The sequence below is a fragment of the Endozoicomonas sp. ALD040 genome, from assembly GCF_049275945.1.
Classification (GTDB): Bacteria; Pseudomonadota; Gammaproteobacteria; order Pseudomonadales; family Endozoicomonadaceae; genus Endozoicomonas_A.
The window spans coordinates 6376450-6396975 of the sequence record NZ_CP184829.1; the positions used below are offsets into that span (position 1 = coordinate 6376450).

The 20526-nt window shown below is 40.8% G+C and carries 18 protein-coding genes; 10 read left to right on the forward strand and 8 right to left on the reverse strand.

The window, feature by feature from the left end; all coding sequences use genetic code 11:
* Positions 1 to 90: 90 nt before the first annotated feature.
* On the reverse strand, positions 91 to 783 hold the full coding sequence (locus ACOJUN_RS23410; RefSeq protein WP_422134258.1) for a hypothetical protein: 693 nt from the start codon (positions 781 to 783) through the stop codon (positions 91 to 93).
* Positions 784 to 1380: 597 nt separating this feature from the next.
* Here ACOJUN_RS23410 and ACOJUN_RS23415 point away from each other — a divergent pair.
* Positions 1381 to 1959 carry a hypothetical protein gene (locus ACOJUN_RS23415; RefSeq protein WP_422134259.1) on the forward strand — a complete coding sequence of 193 codons (579 nt, stop codon included), beginning with the start codon at positions 1381 to 1383 and terminating at the stop codon, positions 1957 to 1959.
* Between the two features lie 71 nt (positions 1960 to 2030).
* Here ACOJUN_RS23415 and ACOJUN_RS23420 read toward each other — a convergent pair whose 3' ends face one another.
* Positions 2031 to 2792 (reverse strand): DUF6309 family protein, encoded by a 762-nt coding sequence (locus ACOJUN_RS23420; protein ID WP_422134260.1) that lies wholly within the window; start codon positions 2790 to 2792, stop codon positions 2031 to 2033.
* A 716-nt stretch (positions 2793 to 3508) separates the two neighbouring features.
* Here ACOJUN_RS23420 and ACOJUN_RS23425 point away from each other — a divergent pair.
* Positions 3509 to 4039, forward strand: a complete 531-nt coding sequence (locus ACOJUN_RS23425) for a hypothetical protein (RefSeq protein ID WP_422134261.1) — start codon at positions 3509 to 3511, stop codon at positions 4037 to 4039.
* Positions 4040 to 4107: 68 nt separating this feature from the next.
* Here the strand turns inward: ACOJUN_RS23425 and ACOJUN_RS23430 are convergent, their stop codons facing one another.
* The gene (locus ACOJUN_RS23430) at positions 4108 to 4551 is read right to left on the reverse strand and encodes a hypothetical protein (RefSeq protein ID WP_422134262.1); all 444 of its coding nucleotides are present in this window, start codon (positions 4549 to 4551) and stop codon (positions 4108 to 4110) included.
* Between the two features lie 1103 nt (positions 4552 to 5654).
* Here ACOJUN_RS23430 and ACOJUN_RS23435 point away from each other — a divergent pair.
* Positions 5655 to 6674: a hypothetical protein gene (locus tag ACOJUN_RS23435; RefSeq protein ID WP_422134263.1), complete on the forward strand. Its 1020-nt coding sequence runs from the start codon at positions 5655 to 5657 to the stop codon at positions 6672 to 6674.
* Positions 6675 to 7067: 393 nt separating this feature from the next.
* Here the strand turns inward: ACOJUN_RS23435 and ACOJUN_RS23440 are convergent, their stop codons facing one another.
* Positions 7068 to 8081, reverse strand: coding sequence for a hypothetical protein (locus ACOJUN_RS23440; RefSeq protein ID WP_422134264.1), 1014 nt, complete (start codon positions 8079 to 8081; stop codon positions 7068 to 7070).
* Positions 8082 to 8505: 424 nt separating this feature from the next.
* Entirely contained in the window at positions 8506 to 10023 is a 1518-nt protein-coding gene (locus ACOJUN_RS23445; protein WP_422132798.1) for an IS1182 family transposase, read from the reverse strand.
* An 881-nt stretch (positions 10024 to 10904) separates the two neighbouring features.
* On the opposite strand from ACOJUN_RS23445, the gene ACOJUN_RS23450 reads away from it, so the two are divergent.
* A complete protein-coding gene (locus tag ACOJUN_RS23450; RefSeq protein ID WP_422134265.1) occupies positions 10905 to 11237 on the forward strand; it encodes a phage integrase N-terminal SAM-like domain-containing protein in 333 nt (110 codons plus the stop codon).
* A gap of 172 nt (positions 11238 to 11409) precedes the next feature.
* Here ACOJUN_RS23450 and ACOJUN_RS23455 read toward each other — a convergent pair whose 3' ends face one another.
* Positions 11410 to 11667 (reverse strand): DUF2442 domain-containing protein, encoded by a 258-nt coding sequence (locus ACOJUN_RS23455; protein ID WP_422134266.1) that lies wholly within the window; start codon positions 11665 to 11667, stop codon positions 11410 to 11412.
* Between the two features lie 8 nt (positions 11668 to 11675).
* The gene (gene dhiT / locus ACOJUN_RS23460; protein WP_422134267.1) at positions 11676 to 11945 is read right to left on the reverse strand and encodes a type II toxin-antitoxin system toxin DhiT; all 270 of its coding nucleotides are present in this window, start codon (positions 11943 to 11945) and stop codon (positions 11676 to 11678) included.
* 242 nt (positions 11946 to 12187) lie between these two features.
* On the opposite strand from dhiT, the gene ACOJUN_RS23465 reads away from it, so the two are divergent.
* The 6 genes from ACOJUN_RS23465 (at position 12188) to ACOJUN_RS23490 (ending at position 17655) form a co-directional block, all read left to right on the forward strand.
* Positions 12188 to 12655 carry a site-specific integrase gene (locus ACOJUN_RS23465; RefSeq protein WP_422134268.1) on the forward strand — a complete coding sequence of 156 codons (468 nt, stop codon included), beginning with the start codon at positions 12188 to 12190 and terminating at the stop codon, positions 12653 to 12655.
* A gap of 1104 nt (positions 12656 to 13759) precedes the next feature.
* On the forward strand, positions 13760 to 14533 hold the full coding sequence (locus ACOJUN_RS23470) for a hypothetical protein (RefSeq protein WP_422134269.1): 774 nt from the start codon (positions 13760 to 13762) through the stop codon (positions 14531 to 14533).
* Between the two features lie 103 nt (positions 14534 to 14636).
* Complete coding sequence (locus tag ACOJUN_RS23475) at positions 14637 to 14969, forward strand: phage integrase N-terminal SAM-like domain-containing protein (protein WP_422134270.1); 333 nt, start codon at positions 14637 to 14639, stop codon at positions 14967 to 14969.
* 8 nt (positions 14970 to 14977) lie between these two features.
* Positions 14978 to 15505, forward strand: coding sequence for a hypothetical protein (locus ACOJUN_RS23480; RefSeq protein ID WP_422134271.1), 528 nt, complete (start codon positions 14978 to 14980; stop codon positions 15503 to 15505).
* A gap of 198 nt (positions 15506 to 15703) precedes the next feature.
* Positions 15704 to 16606, forward strand: coding sequence for a site-specific integrase (locus ACOJUN_RS23485; protein WP_422134272.1), 903 nt, complete (start codon positions 15704 to 15706; stop codon positions 16604 to 16606).
* Positions 16603 to 17655 carry an IS91 family transposase gene (locus tag ACOJUN_RS23490; RefSeq protein ID WP_422134273.1) on the forward strand — a complete coding sequence of 351 codons (1053 nt, stop codon included), beginning with the start codon at positions 16603 to 16605 and terminating at the stop codon, positions 17653 to 17655. The genes ACOJUN_RS23485 and ACOJUN_RS23490 overlap by 4 nt, the downstream gene beginning before the upstream one ends.
* A 267-nt stretch (positions 17656 to 17922) precedes the next feature.
* On the opposite strand, the gene ACOJUN_RS23495 is transcribed toward ACOJUN_RS23490, so the two are convergent.
* Positions 17923 to 19383 (reverse strand): hypothetical protein, encoded by a 1461-nt coding sequence (locus ACOJUN_RS23495; protein WP_422134274.1) that lies wholly within the window; start codon positions 19381 to 19383, stop codon positions 17923 to 17925.
* Positions 19384 to 20526: the final 1143 nt, after the last annotated feature.

The window sequence follows — 20526 nt, forward strand, 5'->3', positions numbered from 1 at the left end:
AGGCTTTAACTGATCGAAGCAAGTTCTGAAAAAATTCATGATTAACTGAGTTAGCTGTCAGCTAACACAATTACGCTAATCCTTTCTCTGTTATTGGGAGTCATGAATCAAAAAGGGGCGACATATTTCCTGACATGAGGGGTCAGAGTTAGAAAACAGATGCTTACTCAGCCCTTTATCAAGACCTTCATCATATAGATCAATACATTGACGTGTCTGTGTAATCAGGGCTTCGTCATCTTCCTCACTTTGCCACTCGTCTCGATCCTTTTGTTTAGAGCCTGGTTCTCCACACGACTCTGCAATAGAGACAGGTTTAAGGAACCCTGAATAATAGAATGTGGCTTCATAGGTGATAGTGCCTTGTTCCCTGTCACTGAGCAGATGAGCATGCCAATATTGTGGAGATTCGAATACAGGATCACAAACAGTATTTGAACATTCAAAACATCCACATTTTCGGCGGATTGCTCTGGCCCCATTATCTATTTCTGCAGCTGCAGCTTCGCCTTCATCATTGCTGAGATCAGGATTCTGATCAAACTCATCACCAGAATCGTCAGGGTCAGCGTCCGCTGCTGATCCTTGGCTGCGTTCAATATTGGCCCGGCCCAGATAGTAATTTTTATCAGGGTTAAAATGAACTCTAAAATACTCAGTCAATAATGGCAAAATAGATAAAAAGGAGGCGTTAATGATGGCACTCACAGCATAGGATTTTAAGGACTGGGGTTGTGGACCAACATCAACATCTAACAGAGGAGTTCGAAAGCTGGCAGTCACAGTCAAAACTCCATCTACAGTCTGTTCGTCAACTCTGCCATCGGATGAGTAGTGATCCCTGTTAAACGACCATACTCTAACCTGTTTTAGATTCAAAAGGTATCTCGGTAATGTTCCTTCTATAAAGACTCGGAGCATTTGAGAGAGCTGGAATGCTGTTAAAGGCAGTAAATCGGAAAATCTGTTATCTCCAGAACACACTGTACGGGGCAGTGTCAATATACACAAGACTGACACTAACCAGATAAATCGCTTCATGCTCTCGGGCCTTTCTTCTGGATAAAAATAATTTATATAACCAAAATCAAAAAAGTCAATAACTATATAGAACCTATGTTTGTAATTATCGAGATGGAAAACGAAGCGGCTAATGAAAGCATTAGTAGCATTTCGTAATCTACATCCATAGGTTTGGTAACACTCTAAGGTAGACTTTTTTGTCTTACTTGGTCAGACCATCTTTCAAACAACCCAGTGTCGTTTAAAAAAATCCAAGCATAACAGACCAACCTCGAAATATCGTATATATTCTCTCAATGTCTATATTCGTTTTTCCAGGATATAGACTGACAATTCACTGACACGAGCTTGTGTATTATGTTGTCTACAAAAGTATCTGCACTATCGCTTTTGTTTTTTGGCTGTTCTGCATTTTCCTCTGAACCCTCTTTCATGGGAGAATGGCAAGGACATGAAGATAAAACTGACTTTTTTTGTAATGTATTATTTACATATCAATCCAAACTTGAATATTCACAAGATCATTTTTTTTACGTACCTTTATCGGAGGGTATTATTGTTGAAAAATTTCGCTCGGGTGAATACGGGCAATATTCTTTGCAAATTTTTGATAAAGCTAACAATAAAGTAATTGATTACCAGTATTATAAATTATGGTTTTATATAGATGCCATTGATCGAAAAGATAAAATCAGCACACAAAAAATGCTGCTATTAACCGATTTAGATGACTCTAAAGAATTTGATAATAAAGACTTACCTACAAAGGTTTTGACAGCAGCTTACAATTTAAATATTCAGCCGTTAATTAATGAAACTTATTCTATTGGTATGATTGAGTATAAAAAGGGGAGTTATAAAAGCTGCACTGTAATGAAAAAAGATGACCCCTTTACTGTAATGAAAAAAGATGCCCCCTTTAAAGATGAGCTTTAGAATATAATTCCGAACTCAGGGACTGCGCCGAAAGCGCAGTCCTCTGAGATTCTTTGTCAGATTAAGTTTTATTAGTTGTTCTCGATACCACTTCCGCTAATTACCCCTAAACCATCAATTTTCTTTGCTGTTTTTTTGCATGCAATAAAAGCAGGAATAGTGCTTTTCGGGTCATCTTTTATTGCTAATGACACCAAACGATGCAAACCATCCAGATGAACTAATCTTCCCTCAGCAAGTTTAGGATCGTCTATGATTTTTCCATAATCGTAACGAATATCGATGGGCTCTACTGTTAAAAAGATTGGCTTTTCAGCAGGGTCTTTTCCTAAATGATAATTTAGAGACCCTGAGCATAACGGATTATTATGCTTATCTTGTTCAGTCCAAACTTTATAACTATTTGCTGCATCTTTAGCTGTTAGACCACACTCTGGAAGAAGGGTTTTTCGCTCACCATCATGTGTGTGCCCTGGCAATAATACTTTCATCGCTGTTTCAAATGGAAGTTCTGCGAATAGCCAACCTCCATGATTTGGTAAAACAATTTCTCTGTGTGCTGTCTTGATATAGTTTTTGGCAATAAAGTTAGTATCACCATATTGTCCATGCTCTTTTTCAAAATTATCCAGTACTTCCTGAAAGCTGACAATTTTTGCCCCCCCAAACAAGGAATCTTTTGAATCCTTGGCTACTGAATATTCACTGATCGGTTTATTTTGAGTCAACCGAGTAGTGCTCGGGATTTGTTTTTCGGTGCTATCTTTCTGCTTCAAAAAACTCGAATTGCAATGACAATTCGTACTCATTCCAGATAAATTTATTGCATCCATAATCAATCTCCTTTTCATTTTACTATCAATAACTTAGATGCAAAATATTCTCATTTGTTCCATAAACAACTGACAAGATTGTTACTGCAATTGACGATGTTAATCTACCTGTTTTTTTAAAATATAAAGCCACCTTCAGAGGCTGCCCCGCAGCTGTAGCCTCATGGAGGGCTTATTATGCGTGACTGGAACAAAACTAATAAGAAAACAACCATTTATTAAGCCATCTAAGTATTTCAGAGTGAACACTGGAAGTGGTTGCAAGTTCTTCTTCTAAATAGATTAAGTCTTCCAGATCTCGGAGGTCAGTTTGACTTGAAACCACAAAGTCAAGCATTGGAACCAAAAGGTCGTGGGAGATTACATTTAAATATTCAATGAGACCATTTACGAAGGGAAATTGAACGATATGAAATAAATGAACATTTTTATAACCGTTCTTTATATAAATATCATGAATATCAGCCTTGCCTAAAATGCAAAGCATTGACAACGTTGAGAATAGAACAAAATTACGTAGCGACCGACTGCACATGAAAATTCTCTGTTACAACCAAAAATCAGGAATAACAATAGTCCAAATACATAGGAATGATTTTGCAGCGTATATCGTTTGATTCAAATTTGCAGTGGGTGTCACCAAAGACCTCACCTGAAAGCACTTTTTATGCTAAAACTGAGACTTGTTGTAGGTAAAGAGTATAATTAATTCTTATATGAAAACTTATTTAAAATGCATTTTAGCAATAATGATCATAGTAAATACCCTATATGTTCCCATAAGTTCAGCCATAGAAGTGTTTAAAAAGGAAGGGCGCTTATTAGTGCTGAGGGATGTGCCCATTAGTCATGTACTGACTCCACGAGTGATGATGGCCGCAATAGCATACAATTTACCGGTAACACTATCTGGTGCAGTATTGGGTAGCTTTTTTGGTGGTTTAGGAGCCTGTTTCCTTCAAGATGCTAATGTTCTTAATTCATTGCCCTCAGATAGTTTTGGTATTCATGCCACTGATTATGGAATATCTATTGTTGCTACATCATCTGAGATGTCAGCTGCCCTCAGCACTTTGGATAGTGGAATATCAATTGGTTGGACTCTGGGGGCAACTTTTGGAGCAGCGTTTGGTGCTTTTTCCATAGGTTTTATTTTTTCCAATATGATCCAGCGATATGGCTTAGATGAGGCAATATCGCGATTCACCCAGCCTTGGGCTCAAAATAGAAACACAGAATTTGATTAGAACATAAAGCCAGCTTATGAGCCGCCTTCAAAAGGAAAGCCAGTTAGAAGGTTTTGATTTTACTTTTTTTATTTATTTTTTGCAGATGAAAAAAAGTTATTTTTGAAATATTCCTTTTCTTCTCTAGTCTTTTTTAACTCTCCTTCAAGGCTATTAATTTTTTTATCTTTCTCCTCCAATTCAAAAGATAGTAATTTTATTTTTTGATTCTTTTCTTTAAGTTCTTGAGTTAATGTCTTAACTTCTTTTTCCAAGCCTTCCAGGTATTTTTCCTTCTTTCCTCTTGACAATGCGGCTGCTACTCTATTTTTTATTTTTCTTTCTTCAATATATTTTTGTCTATCTTGTTCTGTTACTTTTCTTTTCTTAACTTTTGTCGTTTTTGCATCTATTTTCATTCCAAAACATTTAGAATCATCAGGATATTTAGACTCATCAGGGCGATCAACGATATAAGGCTCTTGTGCTCCATAGTAAGGAGAGGAAGAAGAGCTACAACTCGGTTTATCCACTATGTACTCCAAGACTTAAAAACAATAATTTTCAGATTCGGAATTTAGTTAGACAAATATCCTGACTTTATTCGACTTTCCACATAGAATTCATCTGCGTAACTCCGGTTTAATGAATAGTTAGATGGCTGTATTCCAGATTCGTTCCTTTTCTAACAAAATAGTTAGGAACATAGACCATTTTTAGAGCCTAATCAGATTTCAATTGAGCGATCAGCATAAGTATTCAACCATACGAAATCATATTTTCTGACTTATTGTTCAGGCACTCTGACTGCGTTGCAACTCTGGTCACATAGCTTGTTGCGCCTTGCAAAGCACCTGCCCAATAAGCCGGAAATATTCGATTCCATATGGCTGAGTACTTACAATCTTCCTGCTGATAATCATCAGTTTTGTTGTCCGTCTCAGCGACAATACACATAAGGACAGATACTTATCAAGTGGTGGGAACCCCAATGTCAGGGATAATGTTGATTGAAACACATAACCTGCAATCATTGCTTCTGTACTTTTTATTAACCTGAACTTTGCCTGTTGAAGCCTTGGTGACAATACTGATGCAGCTTTTAAACTGAAATAAAGTACCAGATCAAATACCCACAGCAATCGGATACAAACGCCCATCGCTACACCTACGACTGTTATTTGAGCAGCTCGTAACTTACGGACGTAATCTGCTAAGAGCTACTCAGAAATGGTTTTGATCGGACAAAATGCTGACATAGGTATTAGCGGTCACTCACCACTGGCAAAAGAGAAAAAACTCGCTTACATCGTAAGCCAACGTCAAACTCAGGGGCACTGCGAGAGCAAAAAACTCTGGTTTTTTTTGTTATTCACAACTATTGAAGTAACAAAACTTAAAATAACCCTTATGTGAAAATTCAAGTGCTAATATATGCAAATACTAATCACAGAGCCTCATTTTTATGGATACTATTGTAAAGCTAAAGTACATTGAATGTGTTGTTTTTTTCATGCTTCTTTATTCTGTTAAAGTTCTCGCTATAGACTGCCCTCATTGTTGCTACCCAATGAGTTTTACAATGGGACGATATGGATGCACATACCCATTCTGCCCCCTGTTCGTTCAGAATAGAATGGCTTCTCCTATGGGAAATCTAGAACTCAATATTGAAACACGCGATTTTAGTTTTTCTTGTAAAGGGGCAGGCTTACCAGCTCTGAATTCTTTGCGAGTCATTCCATTTCTGGCCCACCAAACATCTGTTCAAACGCAGATGCCAACAATCCCCCAAATCACGCCTATCCCGCAAATGCCATCAATCCAGCAAATGCCAACAATCTCGCAAATGCCAGCAATCCCGCAAATGCCAGCAATCCCGCAAATGCCAGCAATCCCGCAAACGCCAACAATCCCGCAAATCCTTCCAATCCAACAAGCCCCACCAACCCCGCAAGTTCAGGAAGCCCCGCAAACTCAACAAATGGCTTTAGCCTCTACTACTTCAAATCCACCCCCTGATGAGACTACCCGATACAGCGGGTCCGGTCAGCTTATGACAACAGACCATTTGCAAACGCCAATCGTTAAACTAAGAAATACACTTGAAGTACTGCTAAAAGATTTTGGAGTGAACCAGCGAAAACATACTGAGCTAAATTTCATCAGTGATTCCAGTTATTTTTTATTAAGGCGTTTTGCTCTGACTTGGGCCAATCTTTCCAGAAACAGGCAACTTACTAATAATCAGAGATTGGCCAAACTCTGTGAAGAGCTCGGTTTTTGTGGTATTTGGCCTCCGGATATTACATCAGAACAACCCGTTTTTGATAACTCTTTAGATACTTTGATGAATGCAGTCTTACAAAACAATCAAGTATTTATTGCATTTTATACAGAAGACAACCCATTTATTATGTTGCACATAAACATTTTGCAGAATACATTCGCTGCCTTGCCAGTCGTACAAATTCATGGAATTGACCAGGAAAGAGGCTTTGACACGAACTTGTCTCTTGATTCTCTAAGGCAGTTCCTATTTTACCTACTTCATGCCGGTAACGAAGAACTCCGTCACGTTTCCATTTTAATCTTTAAAATAGTGAACCGTTCGCGTGAACCTAACATGGATAAATTACAAATTACCGAAAACTAATATGGAAAAAAGTATAACATCAAATTATGGGGCAGCTTTCTCTTCACATGAGTACCTGTAGATTGAGAACCTTGAAAATTCATCGGATGAATAACGATCTTTGTATTTTATAAGCAGAGGAGTCATTTTCTTTAACAACTTCATATCGGACTGCTGTCAGATATCAAGATTCTGTTATTCCAGGTATATGAATCAAAACGGAGGGGTAGGGTCAGCTGGAAGGCTCTGTTATCCGCTCCTCCCGATGACATTAGCATTAATCTCAAGAATGTTAAACTTCATAACAAAATATTAAACAACGAACTCATATTAAATGGTCAGAGTCGAGGTTCACTGTTTCCCCCAAGCAGCAAATAATCAGCTGCTGGCAGCCTAATCACTTGCTAGACGTTATCAACGAGGGGAGTAAATATAGGTAGTACAAAAATGACGTGAACCAAAATCATTTCTCTTCGAAACATCTTCTTTTATAAAGTCTAATGGAATTTTACTTTCATCGAGGTTAGAGCTTGGCAGTCGTAATTTACCATTTGCAACCAAACATGACCTTACTGCTGAAAAATATTCATCAGAGTATTTCATAAATAAAAACAAAGGCCCTTCATCAACAATTTCTTTATATTTATTGAGACTACTAAGATATTCAGTTGCTCTTTTATCTCCCCATTGTAACAAAACATCTGGTTTAATACGTGCCCTTATATCTAAAGTATCTACACCGTAATGATTATAATGATCATTCTTATGACCACAGCCAAGCATTAAAGTAGAATGTTTATCTGGATTCAGTCCATTTAGAATTACAACACCATACTTTTCAAAGGTGCTATTAAGTTCTTCATGGCAAACTAATGTCATTGTATCTAGTCTTTTTCCATCAGAATGAAGCATAATAAAAAGATCTAATTCATCATAAGATTCTAGTGAGTTCTGAGACTTTATCCTATGAGCTTCATCTCTGGCTGTTACTGTATTCCCTCCTGATGAATATGTATACAAAGGATTATCTGTATTATTCATTGCCATGAAAATCAGATTTGCAACTTTCAACATTAACTCCTGATCATCTTCATTGCCTATAACTACTCCTCTTTCAGATAGATTTTCTGGTGTAATACAAAGAGTTTTATTTTTTTCTCTAGCAAGTGAAAATATTTCGTTAATCTTCCTGTCTTTCAGTGCTAATCCATAATCTGGTTCAGCCTTTTTATCAGGAATTACTTTTTCCTTGGGCTTCTCATCACACCCGTTTTTCAGTTTTTTATCAGATAGAGATTCATCTATTGTATTAATTGAAGATCGTTTTTTTCCTGAAATATCCATGTTTACCTTGTGTATTAATTTGACTGCGCCTGAGTATCCTGTAGAGAAGGTAATTGCAAAGAAAATATCCCCTTCCAGGTTCATACTGATACTTTATTGAGAGCGACCTCAGGTATTTTCCTTTCACAAAAACCTGAAACACCACCATCTATTAAAATTCGAATCATTTATATCTTAACAGTATCATTTTTCATCTTTCTGTCCAGTTGTTCACCACTTGCAGCCTGTCGGACTTAAGCGTCCGTAGCGAGGATTGCAAGAAATTGAGGATAAAAATCTCTGTTTCTGAGGAGAATAGCGAGCTATTTGACGAAGAAACAGGGATTTTTAGACCAATTTATTGCAACCGCAGTAGGACAGTCTTAAGTCCGACAGGCTGCTAGGAGCCTGACCGAGAATAGCGCAACCAGACCAACAGAAGTTTTCCCAAATCTTAAAATGAGCAAAAAATATCCAATTATTAGTGGGATTTTGCTCATTTTTGCATATTTATGCCTTCTCACAGCCTCTATGCTGCCTTTTTAGCCTCTTTCAAATCTTCGAGACGGATTGACCTCGTGGAAGCCGCTTTTACAAATTTTTTGATATTATGCGCAGTGCATACCAGTGAAAATTCCGCTGAAACTTTTTCTTTGCCGCGGAGACTGAACCCTCGGAAACCAGATTCTTTTATCTGTCCAAATGGTGGCTCCGCAATAACTTTACGACGCTCATATATGGCTTTCGCACCGGCTGTCTCCATTTTCTTATTCATAGCCTGACGTGCTTTTTCAAACTTATCGGTACGGATAACCCTGCCAGCCTCTTTCTTTGAATCACTGCAATTCCGACGATAAGGGCATTCCCTGCATACCGTCTTGTTTGCCCGGTAGCTTTTTCTTTTGCTTTTGCTGGCCGGGTTCGTTACCAGCTTTTCCCCTGCCGGACAGATAAATACATCAGCTTCGGAATCATACGCAAAATCCGCTTTGACAAACTTCCTGTCAGAGCTTTCAAGGTCGTCAGCGGCAGGCTTCTCCGCCTTGTCGGTTGCGATATAGGCATCAATCTCATGTCGCTCGACTGTATGTAAGTTTGACCCTGAAAAGTAACCATTATCCATACTCCACTTATCTACAGCCGCGCCATCAGTGGCTCCTGATAATGCCCTCAGCGCCGGCTCCACTTCCTGTACATCGTTGGCGTGTTGGCTGACATGCTGGCCAACAATGATCTGGTTATCGGAATCAACTGTAATTTGAGCATTGTAGCTGTACTCACAATACCCCTTCTTGCTCATCACGCGGGCATCGTGATCTGCAAAACTGATCTGCTTTTTGTCGTCTATTGGTTTGTCTGGATTTAAAGCTTTTTCACGTTCTTCAAGTGCTTTCTTGGCCTCTTTGATTTTTTTCAGGCGCTCTTCTTTAAACTGGAGGTCTTCAGGAATGCTGTAACCATTGGTTGCTTTGTAGGCGTCATCTTCTTCCTGATCACACTGACTGGCTTTTTTGATCAGCTCATCCACTTCGGCACTGAGTTCTGCCTCTTTCGCTTTGAGCCTCCCGTAGCTCATGGCCTTGTGTTTTGAGCTGTTGGCTTTGAACTTGGAGCCGTCCAGGCTGATATGACCCAGTGATGCCATTTTGAGTTCAATGGCCAGTTTGACTGACTGTTTGAAGCAGTCATGGAAAAACGACAGATTATCCTTACGAAAGTCACCAAGAACCCTGAAATTCGGGCAGTTCATTTGTGAGATATACATGAACGCCAAGTCTTGTCGACACCGTCGCTCAATCTCACGGGAACTGAAAACACCATGGCTGTACGCGTAGATCAGAATAGCGACAATGAGCTTTGGAGGGTATGCGTGCTGACCAAGGTGGTGATATTTTTTTTCGACTTCAGACGTATTAATGTTCTGAAAAATGCTTTCATAAATAAAACAATCATGATCTTTGGGAAGCAAATCGAAAACGTTGGTTGGGAACAGCAGATGCTGATCAAACTCAACAGGACTGTCCTTAAACTTTGGTGGTGGTGACATTTGGCATAATCAGAGTTGGTTTAAGGCTTATCATAACAGATAAGCCTATTCTCGGTCAGGCTCCTAGACAGATAAATCTTCTTGAGTTAACGGTTAACCGATCAATGACTCGACTTTAGTTCCTACGTCGTTCTAACTCGCAAATCCATTTACTCGTAGTGCCCCTGAGATTAACAGGAAGTAAATTGCCCCGGATAACCGTCTTTGTATGGTTACTTGCATTGATGATCTGCCTTGAACTGGTGGTTATTTTCATAATCACAGACACATGTATCGTAATTAAAGCTACCACCTGTATCCAGACAATTATATACTTCGTCTTCAGAGAAAAAGTATGGTGCAACTATTGAAATCAAAACACCCAGGATCAAAGCCAGTGCCAAGACACCGAACATGATTTTGAATACTAACCTGAAGTGGCGGTTCATATTGATTGCTCTCGTTTCCTATGGCACATAACTTCTTGCTTAACGAGCTTATCTCGTTCACTTGCCTGTTATGCGGCGGTTACCCAGGAACCCTGGACAGAATGATCTTTAAGGCTTCTTTGATTTCCGCATTGTCAGCTTTCAACACTAAGTACTCAACCATACGAAATCATATTTTCTGACTTATTGTTCAGGCACTCTGACTGCGTTGCAATTCTGGTCACATAGCTTGCTATGTTCCCGTCGTCGCGTCTTGCAGAGCACCTGCCAAATAAGCCAGAAATATTCGATTCCGTATGGCTGAGTACTTACACTGTCTGCTTTCAGTGCAGCAATCTCTCTTTCTTGACAGTCAAAACGTTTCTCTTGCTGATCGAACCTTTGGTGTATTTCACCACGAGTTTTACTGGCGAAGCTGACAATACCCGTGGGTGTCTCGAATATAGTTAGCAGATGGCAACCTTCTTTGATCGTTGTCCTGACAGACTCAGCCCTGAGGATTTAAAAACCTGTTTTGCCGCCCTGGTGGAAAGCCATTGGAGCACGGTCAAAACCGATCGTAATGGCCTGCAGTTTTTCTGGAAACATGTTCTGGGCAAACACTGGGACTTTGTTGAAATCATCAAACCACCGACCGTCAAGCGACTGCCTGTTATCCTGACGCCTGCAGAGGTAGAACGACTGCTCAATACTGCACGGAAACTTCGCTATTACACCATTCTGTTGACACAGGAGAAGACTTCCCAGATCCGACATATCCAAGACTTCCGTAATGCAGTGGTCTAGAGACACTCATCCTGAATAAATAGCGTTCAGAAAAAACGTTTTGATTCAAGGTCCGCCAGAAAAGTAAACTTCAGTAGACCTTCCTTACCAGAATTCAACCCGGGCTTGTGCAACAACAGGATAAGATTGCGGCTGAGCGCAATCTATCCTTATTCGTTATGTGCGTGGCCGATTAATGCCTTTGAGAGGAAGGCTGAATTGTTACGCTAAGAAGATACAGAGTATCTTTGCTGAAGTCTTGCTCATTGGGCCATTCTATAGAACCAAATGAAACTCTTACCTGCTTAAAGTAATTAATATCTTTAAGTTCTACAAAAATACCTTTTTCCAAGTATGGAGAAACGTCAAACTCTTTGACTTCATCATTCTCAAACTCAATATGGAGTTTGTAATTCTCTAAAGCTTGTACTGATTTCACCGCAGGATTCATATTTACACCTATTTTAAGGGATCAATTTTGAATACTGAGTCTCCATTTATTGCTAAATCCCAGTTAGCCATGAGACTTTCTTTATGAATTTCTATCCAGGCATCAACAAGTTTTTGCTTGTTCTTAGGGAGATTTCCTTCAAGTATTTTGCCTGTAGGAATTTCGATAATTGCCTCAAAATTCTGATAAAAAACATGAATGTGAGGCATATTGTGTTTCTGATTATCGAAGTAATACATTCGAACAATCAGACCATAAAACATTGATATAGTAGGCATTTATTAATCCTGAGTTCAATAGCTCAACTGATTATAACCCACTGAAATATTTTGATCAGCTATAGGTTTACCAGAAGCACATAACGCTAAAATCAGGGGCTGTGCCGCTGGCGCCGATGGATGCTCTTGTTGAACCAAGCCGCTAACGCGGCAAAAAAATACCGTTCATCCCAGCCACCCCAACATTGCCAATACTTCCTGATATCCGCACCACTCCGGCGGGGCTTATATAAGGAAGCAACATGGAACGTTCTGAGCAAATCCGGTTTGACAAACTGTATCAAAAACACATCACCACCCTGAAGCTTCAGGGCAAAAGAAAGTCAACCATTGATCTATACAGCAGGCCAATTCGGCGGCTGGCAACCTTCTTTGATCGTTGTCCTGACAGACTCAGCCCTGAGGATTTAAAAACCTGTTTTGCCGCCCTGGTGGAAAGCCATTCCTGGAGCACGGTCAAAGCCGATCGTAATGGCCTGCAGTTTTTCTGGAAACATGTTCTGGGCAAACACTGGGACTTTGTTGAAATCATCAAACCACCGACCGTCAAGCGACTGCCTGTTATCCTGACGCCTGCAGAGGTAGAACGACTGCTCAACACTGCACGGAAACTGCCCGATTACACCATTCTGTTGACACAGGAGAAGACTTCCCAGATCCGACATATCCAAGACTACCGTAATGCAGTGGTCTGGAGACACTCATCCTGAATAAATAGCGTTCAGAAAAAACGTTTTGATTCAAGGTCCGCCAGAAAAGTAAACTTCAGTAGACCTTCCTTACCAGAATTCAACCCGGGCTTGTGCAACAACAGGATAAGATTGCGGCTGGGCGCAATCTATCCTTATTCGTTATCTGCGTTAACCAGTTAGGAAGTACTTTGCTTTAGAATCGTTTCTTTTCCAACATGCTTGCTTGTCGTTCATTGTTCTTTGTGAAGATTACCGTTTTTTTATTACTCTCTATTCAGCAAGGTAGTCTATTAGACACCCGATGTTGTAGCCAATTGTTCCAAGAGTTACAGGAGTGTAGAGAAAACCAATATTTATTCCTCTATGTTGTTCATCGAGCCCGTCTGTAGCAAGATAACAGTGACAAAATATGCCAGTATAGAGTCCCCAAATTGATAGGGTTTTCGCCCAACTTATTGTCTGCTCCTCATCTTGAAACTGTACAGCGAAACTGTCTGTAGCAGTCGATAAGCTGGCAAGTAAAGCAAATACCCGAGCGGTTTTCATAAGCTTATCTACTACGAATTGAACTCTGAGTTTAGGCATAAGATAAACGAAGCTATCACTTCATGCCAATACTTACACTCTGAGTACGTGAATACTACCAGCAGATCCCGCTACTTATACGATCTAGGGTCGTGTAAGTTGGCATGGAAAAAATATTCCCCTTTAGTACCAGAGCTTGTAAAGGTATATAACTGATTACATAAATTCATAGCTAAAAATGTTTGCGAGAGTATAAAAAAAGCAGAACTAAATCCCTTGGCACCCCTGACTTCCACTGTCGTTTACTTGTTCAAGATATAAACATGATCGATGCTGTTCGCAAACTTCGCCTTTGAAATTCGTTTAATATAATACTTAAAGGAATATTCAGTTCACTGTCTGCCTGAGCCTACACAGTTAGTAAAAATTAACATTTACACGTCTCAAGGCGTGTAAAGTGTTAGAGCTGTGGAATACTACAACCACTTCAACATTATTTCAGGAGTAGCGAATATGGGCGCAATCTGTCCTTATTCGTTATGCGGCGGTTATTCTGAACGAGAATTACTTTATAACTAATATGGCAGCTATTTAAGTATGAACTATATTAAAACCTACTTCTTGTTATGGCGTTTTCAAAACGAAATGAAATATTTTAGGCTTTGCACATTAACCTTACTGCTTTTTATTGTACTAAAACCTGAAGCAGCATTTGAAAGAATAATCATTAAATCTGACAAAATACCAGTACTTGAAATCACAGCCAAATATAATCATCAAGCATCTAGGACTAGAAATATAGTCCCCGATAAAATTATTGTCAGATCATTACTATCAGATACAGTAAGGGGCAGGCTGGGGACACATTCCTTCTTTACAGCTCTAGAGAATTTTTCGCGTTCTTTGTACAGGACAGGAATTATGAGTATGACTGCTGAACGCGAATATTCTAAGAATTTTACTTTATCATTCGCTAACGCACCTAGTTTATTGTTAAGAACGCCAGCTATTGACATGATGGATTGGCAAGTGGTTTTTTCTCATCTAAATCAAGACAACCTGCTTTATCAATCTGGCTGTCAAATCCCAGGAGTTCATCCACTTATATTATTTTTCTCGAGTGATTTTTTGAATTATCTTGATCAGAATATTTTGACAGGGCTCGCAGGCAGCCAAGCAATACAAATTCCTTTATTACAATTAACTGCTAATACTGAGAACTATTTAACAGATGATTTGGTATTTACAGAATCTGCTAATGAAACAGACTTGATTATTAATATATACCCACAAGGCGAGAATCAAGTGTCTCCTCCAGAAGGGTATACAATGAAACGATTTTTTGAGGGCAGCTTAAAACATTACCAATAGCCGCTAACGCGGCAAAAAAATACCGTTCATCCCAGCCACCCCAACATTGCCAATACTTCCTGATATCCGTACCACTCCGGCGCGGCTTATATAAGGAAGCAGCATGGAACGTTCTGAGCAAATCCGGTTTGACAAACTGTATCAAAAACACATCACCACCCTGAAGCTTCAGGGCAAAAGAAAGTCAACCATTGATCTATACAGCAGGCCAATTCGGCGGCTGGCAACCTTCTTTGATCGTTGTCCTGACAGACTCAGCCCTGAGGATTTAAAAACCTGTTTTGCCGCCCTGGTGGAAAGCCATTCCTGGAGCACGGTCAAAACCGATCGTAATGGCCCGCAGTTTTTCTGGAAACATGTTCTGGGCATGCGCCGCAGGCGCAGTCCCCTGGAAATTTTTGTTATGCCTATACTTCGATATATTTTCGAAGGTTGAAAGTTGGTATGAAGACACAGCTAAAAATTTATTTATTCAGTATTCTGATAACTATAAATTCTATTAACGTCTCTGCTAACAATGAATTTTACGATATTGGAGTGATTGAGAACTTCACATCAAAACTAACTGATTATAAGCAGTACGTAGGTCTTGCTTTCGCCTGCTTATTTTTGCCCACTTTAATAAATCGAAGTGATAGTTATTACAACACAATTACAACAGCAAATGCTTTATTAGCTGCCCTCGGTGGATCTATTGGATATTTAGCAGGTGTTACAGTAGCAAATTCACCTGAGTTAATTAGAAAAGCAACAATTCTTATAGGAGAAAATATTAATTACATTGTAAAAATGAGTTCGCTTTCAATCGAAATTTCAGATGTACTTTTAATGATAGAAAAAGATCTAAAAATGATTTTAAATCTAACTCTTTCTGCTTCGGCTCTGGGGTTAGCAATAGCTACGATTTTGCTTAGCGAGCTAGATCAGCTGATCTACATCCTCACGTCGAGACATGCTTATTTGTTTTTGTGATTTGAGGCATAACGCCGCAATAAGCCGCTGAGCCGCAGGCGAGGTCAGGTGGAGGCCGAAGGCCGGGACGAACTTGATTGCTTTGTTGAACCAAGCCGCTAACGCGGCAAAAAAATACCGTTCATCCCAGCCACCCCAACATTGCCAATACTTCCTGATATCCGTACCACTCCGGCGCGGCTTATATAAGGAAGCAACATGGAACGTTCTGAGCAAATCCGGTTTGACAAACTGTATCAAAAACACATCACCACACTGAAACTTCAGGGCAAAAGAAAATCAACCATTGATCTATACAGCAGACCAATTCGGCGGCTGGCAACCTTCTTTGATCGTTGTCCTGACAGACTCAGCCCTGAGGATTTAAAAACCTATTTTGCCGCCCTGGTGGAAAGCCATTCCTGGAGCACGGTCAAAACCGATCGTAATGGCCTGCAGTTTTTCTGGAAACATGTTCTGGGCAAACACTGGGACTTTGTTGAAATCATCAAACCACCGACCGTCAAGCGACTGCCCGTTATCCTGACGCCTGCAGAGGTAGAACGACTGCTCAATACTGCACGGAAACTGCGCTATTACACCATTCTGTTGACACTTTACAGCATGGGCTTAAGGCTGGCCGAAGGCCTGAACCTGACCATTGCCGACATTGATTCCGAACTCATGAGAGTCCATTTGCGCAACTGCAAAGGCGGCAAGGATCGCTATGTTGATCTTCCCAGTCGAACACTTAAGGCCCTGCGCCGCTATTGGGCCACTCACCGAAACCCAAAGTTTCTTTTTCCTGAAGGCCAGAGCGCACAGCAACGGCACCGAGCGACTCAGCCCATGAGCCGTTCCTGCACCCAGAAAGCCATGAGACAGCTGGTTGAAGAATGCAGGATTAATAAAAAGGTCAGCCCTCACAGTTTACGACACAGCTTTGCCACGCACCTTCTTGAACAGGGTTTAAGTCTCAGGGCTATTCAGACACTGCTCGGGCACATGTGCCCAAAAACCACCGCTATCTATACCCAGTTAACAGAAACCGCCCAACTTAATACCAGGAAAGTGATGAATCATCTGATCAATGAACTCAAGCTGAAAGGAGATGATCAATGAAGCTTTCCCATATAGCAGCGCAATACGGTGATCGGTTTCTGGAAAAATACAGTCAATGTCTTTTACCTGGCCATATCAAAGCACTGCAAGCAATACAGCACTGTCGAACGTCGGCAGCCGGTATGACCTTGCTGGAATGCAACGGCTGCGGGACACGGGATCAAAAGCCCATGTCCTGCGGGCATCGCCACTGCAACCGCTGCCAGAACACCGATACCAGCGAGTGGCTGCAGCGGCAAAGACAGAAACTACTGCCCGTTGAATACTTTATGGTGACCTTCACCTTGCCAGCGCAACTTCGAAACCTGGCGTGGCAACATCAACGACAGGTGTACGATTTACTGTTCAGAACGGCAGCTGACACCCTGAAAGAATTTGGCAGCAATTCCAAAAAACTGGATGCAGACCTGGGAATGACCGGCGTTCTGCACACTCATAGCCGACGGCTGGATTACCATCCCCATATACACTTTGTCGTGCCAGGTGGCGGCATCAATACCCGACGAAAAGAGTGGCGCAAACTCACAGGCAACTATCTGTTCAATGGCAAGAACCTGGCCATGGTCTTTCGAGCCAAACTCCTTCGCGCCCTGGACGAACAGGGACTACTATCTCCGAGCCTGAAAACAAGGCTGCCCAATGAGTGGGTCGTCAATTGCAAACGGGTAGGCAAAGGATTACCAGCACTTGAATATCTATCCCGCTATCTGTACCGAGGCGTGATCAGTGACAACAACATCCTGACCAGCAAACGAGGAAAGGTGACCTTTTCTTACCTCAACAGTGAAACAGGCAAAAAGGAGAAGCGAACCCTGCCAGGAGAAGACTTCCTGTGGCTGGTACTAAAACATGTATTACCCAGGCGACTTCGACGATCGCGGGATTACGGATTTTTACACAGCAACGCAAAAAAACAATTATCACTGGTGCAACTGGTTTTAAATGTGATAGTGAAAGCAGTCGAACCCGTCATTCGCCCGAAATTCACATGCAGGCGTTGCGGTGAGTCTATGAAACACATTGCGTTCAGTTTCCTGAAACCGACCTGAGCTATTGTCACATCAACAAACACCGCCATTCACAAGCAAGGAGAAAATGTAAGCTCAGCCAGACAGATCCGACATATCCAAGACTACCGTAATGCAGTGGTCTGGAGACACTCATCCTGAATAAATAGCGTTCAGAAAAAACGTTTTGATTCAAGGTCCGCCAGATAAGTAAACTTCAATAGACCTTTCTTACCAGAATTCAACCTGGGCTTGTGCAACAACAGGATAAGATTGCGGCTGGGCGCAATCTATCCTTATTCGTTAAATTCACATTGCGTTTGACCCAGAAGGTTTATTTGTTGCTCTGGCATCAATTAGTACGAGCTCCTTACTTTCTTTAAGCTCCAGATCTTTCATTGTCTTTATGAGTTTTGTAAGTTCTGAGTCTGTAAAGTAAAGGATCACTTTTATTGATTTTTTGGTTTGGTTTGCAGCTTTATATATTTCCACTTGTTTTGCAAGGTTCTGTTTTAGCTTACTATTGCCTGCGAGTTTAAACTCAACCAGTGTACTATCTTTAGAGCCGCGCGAAATCTTATAATCTACGGGTCCTCGACCATTGTTCACTTCCGCATTTACATCATCTTCAGCCGCATACCAAGTTAATCTGAAGATTAGCTGTAAATCTGACTCTCGCTTAACAGGTTGTCCTTTTATATAAAATAATCGATAACCATCATTATTCTCAATGACCTGCTTTAAGAATTTAGCTCTATTGTATGCCTCTTCAAAAGTATCTCCCTTTTGGGAGTAAAACTCTCTTTGTGCTCGAAGTATCTCTACCAGGTTGGTGACTTGGCGGATAAAAACAGCTTCAGTTTCTTTTACTTTCGCTTCACTAAGTGCTACAGCCTCATTGCCATGATCTTCTTTATACCTAATATAATGGTCAATGAGTTCTGGGAATTTAAGCAGCGTACGTGATATTGCCTGATTCATATCACGTTTGTTCGCATTATCAGGAATCTGCCTCAGGAAGTAATCGTTAATTTGAGCACGAAGTTCAATATTTGGTATTGAACCTGCAATTTCGTCAAAATCACCAATAATGTCGTGTTTGTTTATCCATGCTTCATCTTTTGTCAGAATATCTTTTGGAGTTAAGAGAACAAAATCTCCATCAATGAAGGGAAGTTTGTATTTCTTTGACATCCAAGTTCTGGTTTCGTAGTTGAACTGAGCATGTTTAACATGGACAGTTCTACATCTGCTATCGTCAACGTACTCTTTGGCGAACTGTGCCGTATATTCGCATATAAACCCTTTAATAAGGTTTGTAGTGAAGTCACTGATGGAGTCTTTCCCAACCCCATCTTTTATCAGACAAAGTTTTTCTAAGTGGCTACTTTTAGTTATTTTCTCAGCTCCGAAGTCATTAAAAATTGTACTTAAATTGTCATTCAGAGCAGTTGCAAACTTGGGGCCGAGACCCGAGCCAACATTTCCCACTTTGCTGTAACCAAGCCAATTTTGTTTTACTTCAGGGAAAAGAAACCAGTGTTTTACAAGCCCTTTCGAGATTTCCCCTTCCTCAGATACTTCCCTTAAAAAGGTAATGTAGTCAATGATTTCTTGATGGAGCTTTTGGTATTCTTCTTTATCACTATTGAATAATAGAAATGGATCAATAAAAACAGGAAGATCGTTGATCAAGGAGATATTAAAGGCTCCATATTTTTCAAGATCTTCTTTTTCTACATCGAAGTAATCGGAAAAATAGATGTTCATGCGATCTTCCTTGTGAATTTAACGCCATGCTGTGGGGCGCCGCACAGCGGCGTCCCAGCCCCTTTAGGGGCGACACCAGCAACTTGTTAGCATGGCAGCCCACCCGCAAGGGCAAATGGTGAATGATGCAGAGGTTTAGCAGCTTTCTTGCTGAACTGATTGAAGCGCACAATCTCTGATATTTAAAAGCTTCCAGGCGATAAAGAAGCTGATGCAACTTTGAACTGGCATAGGGCCACTGAGCAAAAAGTACCGATAAACTGAAAACCAACGCTGACATGCCCAACGATACACCGCAGATTTTTCAGCGACAGACTTCACACCAGCAGACATGAACTGCTGAGAACTACTGAAAAAATGGTGAATGATGCAGAGGATTAGCAGCTTTCTTGCTGAACTGATTGAAGCGCACAATCTCTGATATTTAAAAGCTTCCAGGCGATAAAGAAGCTGATGCAACTTTGAACTGGCATAGGGCCACTGAGCAAAAAGTACCGATAAACTGAAAACCAACGCTGACATGCCCAACGATACACCGCAGATTTTTCAGCGACAGAATTCACACCAGCAGACATGAACTGCTGAGAACTACTGAAAAGTTAGTGTAACAGTGTCTTTTTGCTGGGAGGTTCTAACTCGAAACCCACCATAGACAGTGAACCCAAAAGCTCTTTTTGAAAACTGGTCTTTTCACAACCAGAAACTCTCTATTATTGCTGCCTGCTAACGCCATGCTGTGGGGCGCCGCACAGCGGCGTCCCAGCCCCTTTAGGGGCGACACCAGCAACTTGTTAGCATGGCAGCCCACCCGCAAGGGCAAATGGTGTATGATGCAGAGGATTAGCAGCTTTCTTGCTGAACTGATTGAAGCGCACAATCTCTGATATTTAAAAGCTTCCAGGCGATAAAGAAGCTGATGCAACTTTGAACTGGCATAGGGCCACTGAGCAAAAAGTACCGATAAACTGAAAACCAACGCTGACATGCCCAACGATACACCACAGATTTTTCAGCGACAGACTTCACACCAGCAGACATGAACTGCTGAGAACTACTGAAAAGTTAGTGTAACAGTGTCTTTTTGCTGGGAGGTTCTAACTCGAAACCCACCATAGACAGTGTACCCAAAAACTCTTTTTGAAA

Coding starts and splice junctions, on each gene's coding strand:
- ACOJUN_RS23495 (WP_422134274.1), bottom strand. CDS start 19,383: ATGAACATCTATTTTTCCGATTACTTCGATGTAGAAAAAGAAGATCTT.
- ACOJUN_RS23420 (WP_422134260.1), bottom strand. CDS start 2,792: ATGGATGCAATAAATTTATCTGGAATGAGTACGAATTGTCATTGCAAT.
- ACOJUN_RS23490 (WP_422134273.1), top strand. CDS start 16,603: ATGAAGCTTTCCCATATAGCAGCGCAATACGGTGATCGGTTTCTGGAA.
- dhiT (WP_422134267.1), bottom strand. CDS start 11,945: ATGCCTACTATATCAATGTTTTATGGTCTGATTGTTCGAATGTATTAC.
- ACOJUN_RS23445 (WP_422132798.1), bottom strand. CDS start 10,023: ATGTCACCACCACCAAAGTTTAAGGACAGTCCTGTTGAGTTTGATCAG.
- ACOJUN_RS23475 (WP_422134270.1), top strand. CDS start 14,637: ATGGAACGTTCTGAGCAAATCCGGTTTGACAAACTGTATCAAAAACAC.
- ACOJUN_RS23415 (WP_422134259.1), top strand. CDS start 1,381: ATGTTGTCTACAAAAGTATCTGCACTATCGCTTTTGTTTTTTGGCTGT.
- ACOJUN_RS23470 (WP_422134269.1), top strand. CDS start 13,760: ATGAACTATATTAAAACCTACTTCTTGTTATGGCGTTTTCAAAACGAA.
- ACOJUN_RS23455 (WP_422134266.1), bottom strand. CDS start 11,667: ATGAATCCTGCGGTGAAATCAGTACAAGCTTTAGAGAATTACAAACTC.
- ACOJUN_RS23485 (WP_422134272.1), top strand. CDS start 15,704: ATGGAACGTTCTGAGCAAATCCGGTTTGACAAACTGTATCAAAAACAC.
- ACOJUN_RS23450 (WP_422134265.1), top strand. CDS start 10,905: ATGGCAACCTTCTTTGATCGTTGTCCTGACAGACTCAGCCCTGAGGAT.
- ACOJUN_RS23440 (WP_422134264.1), bottom strand. CDS start 8,081: ATGAACCTGGAAGGGGATATTTTCTTTGCAATTACCTTCTCTACAGGA.
- ACOJUN_RS23480 (WP_422134271.1), top strand. CDS start 14,978: ATGAAGACACAGCTAAAAATTTATTTATTCAGTATTCTGATAACTATA.
- ACOJUN_RS23425 (WP_422134261.1), top strand. CDS start 3,509: ATGAAAACTTATTTAAAATGCATTTTAGCAATAATGATCATAGTAAAT.
- ACOJUN_RS23465 (WP_422134268.1), top strand. CDS start 12,188: ATGGAACGTTCTGAGCAAATCCGGTTTGACAAACTGTATCAAAAACAC.
- ACOJUN_RS23435 (WP_422134263.1), top strand. CDS start 5,655: ATGGCTTCTCCTATGGGAAATCTAGAACTCAATATTGAAACACGCGAT.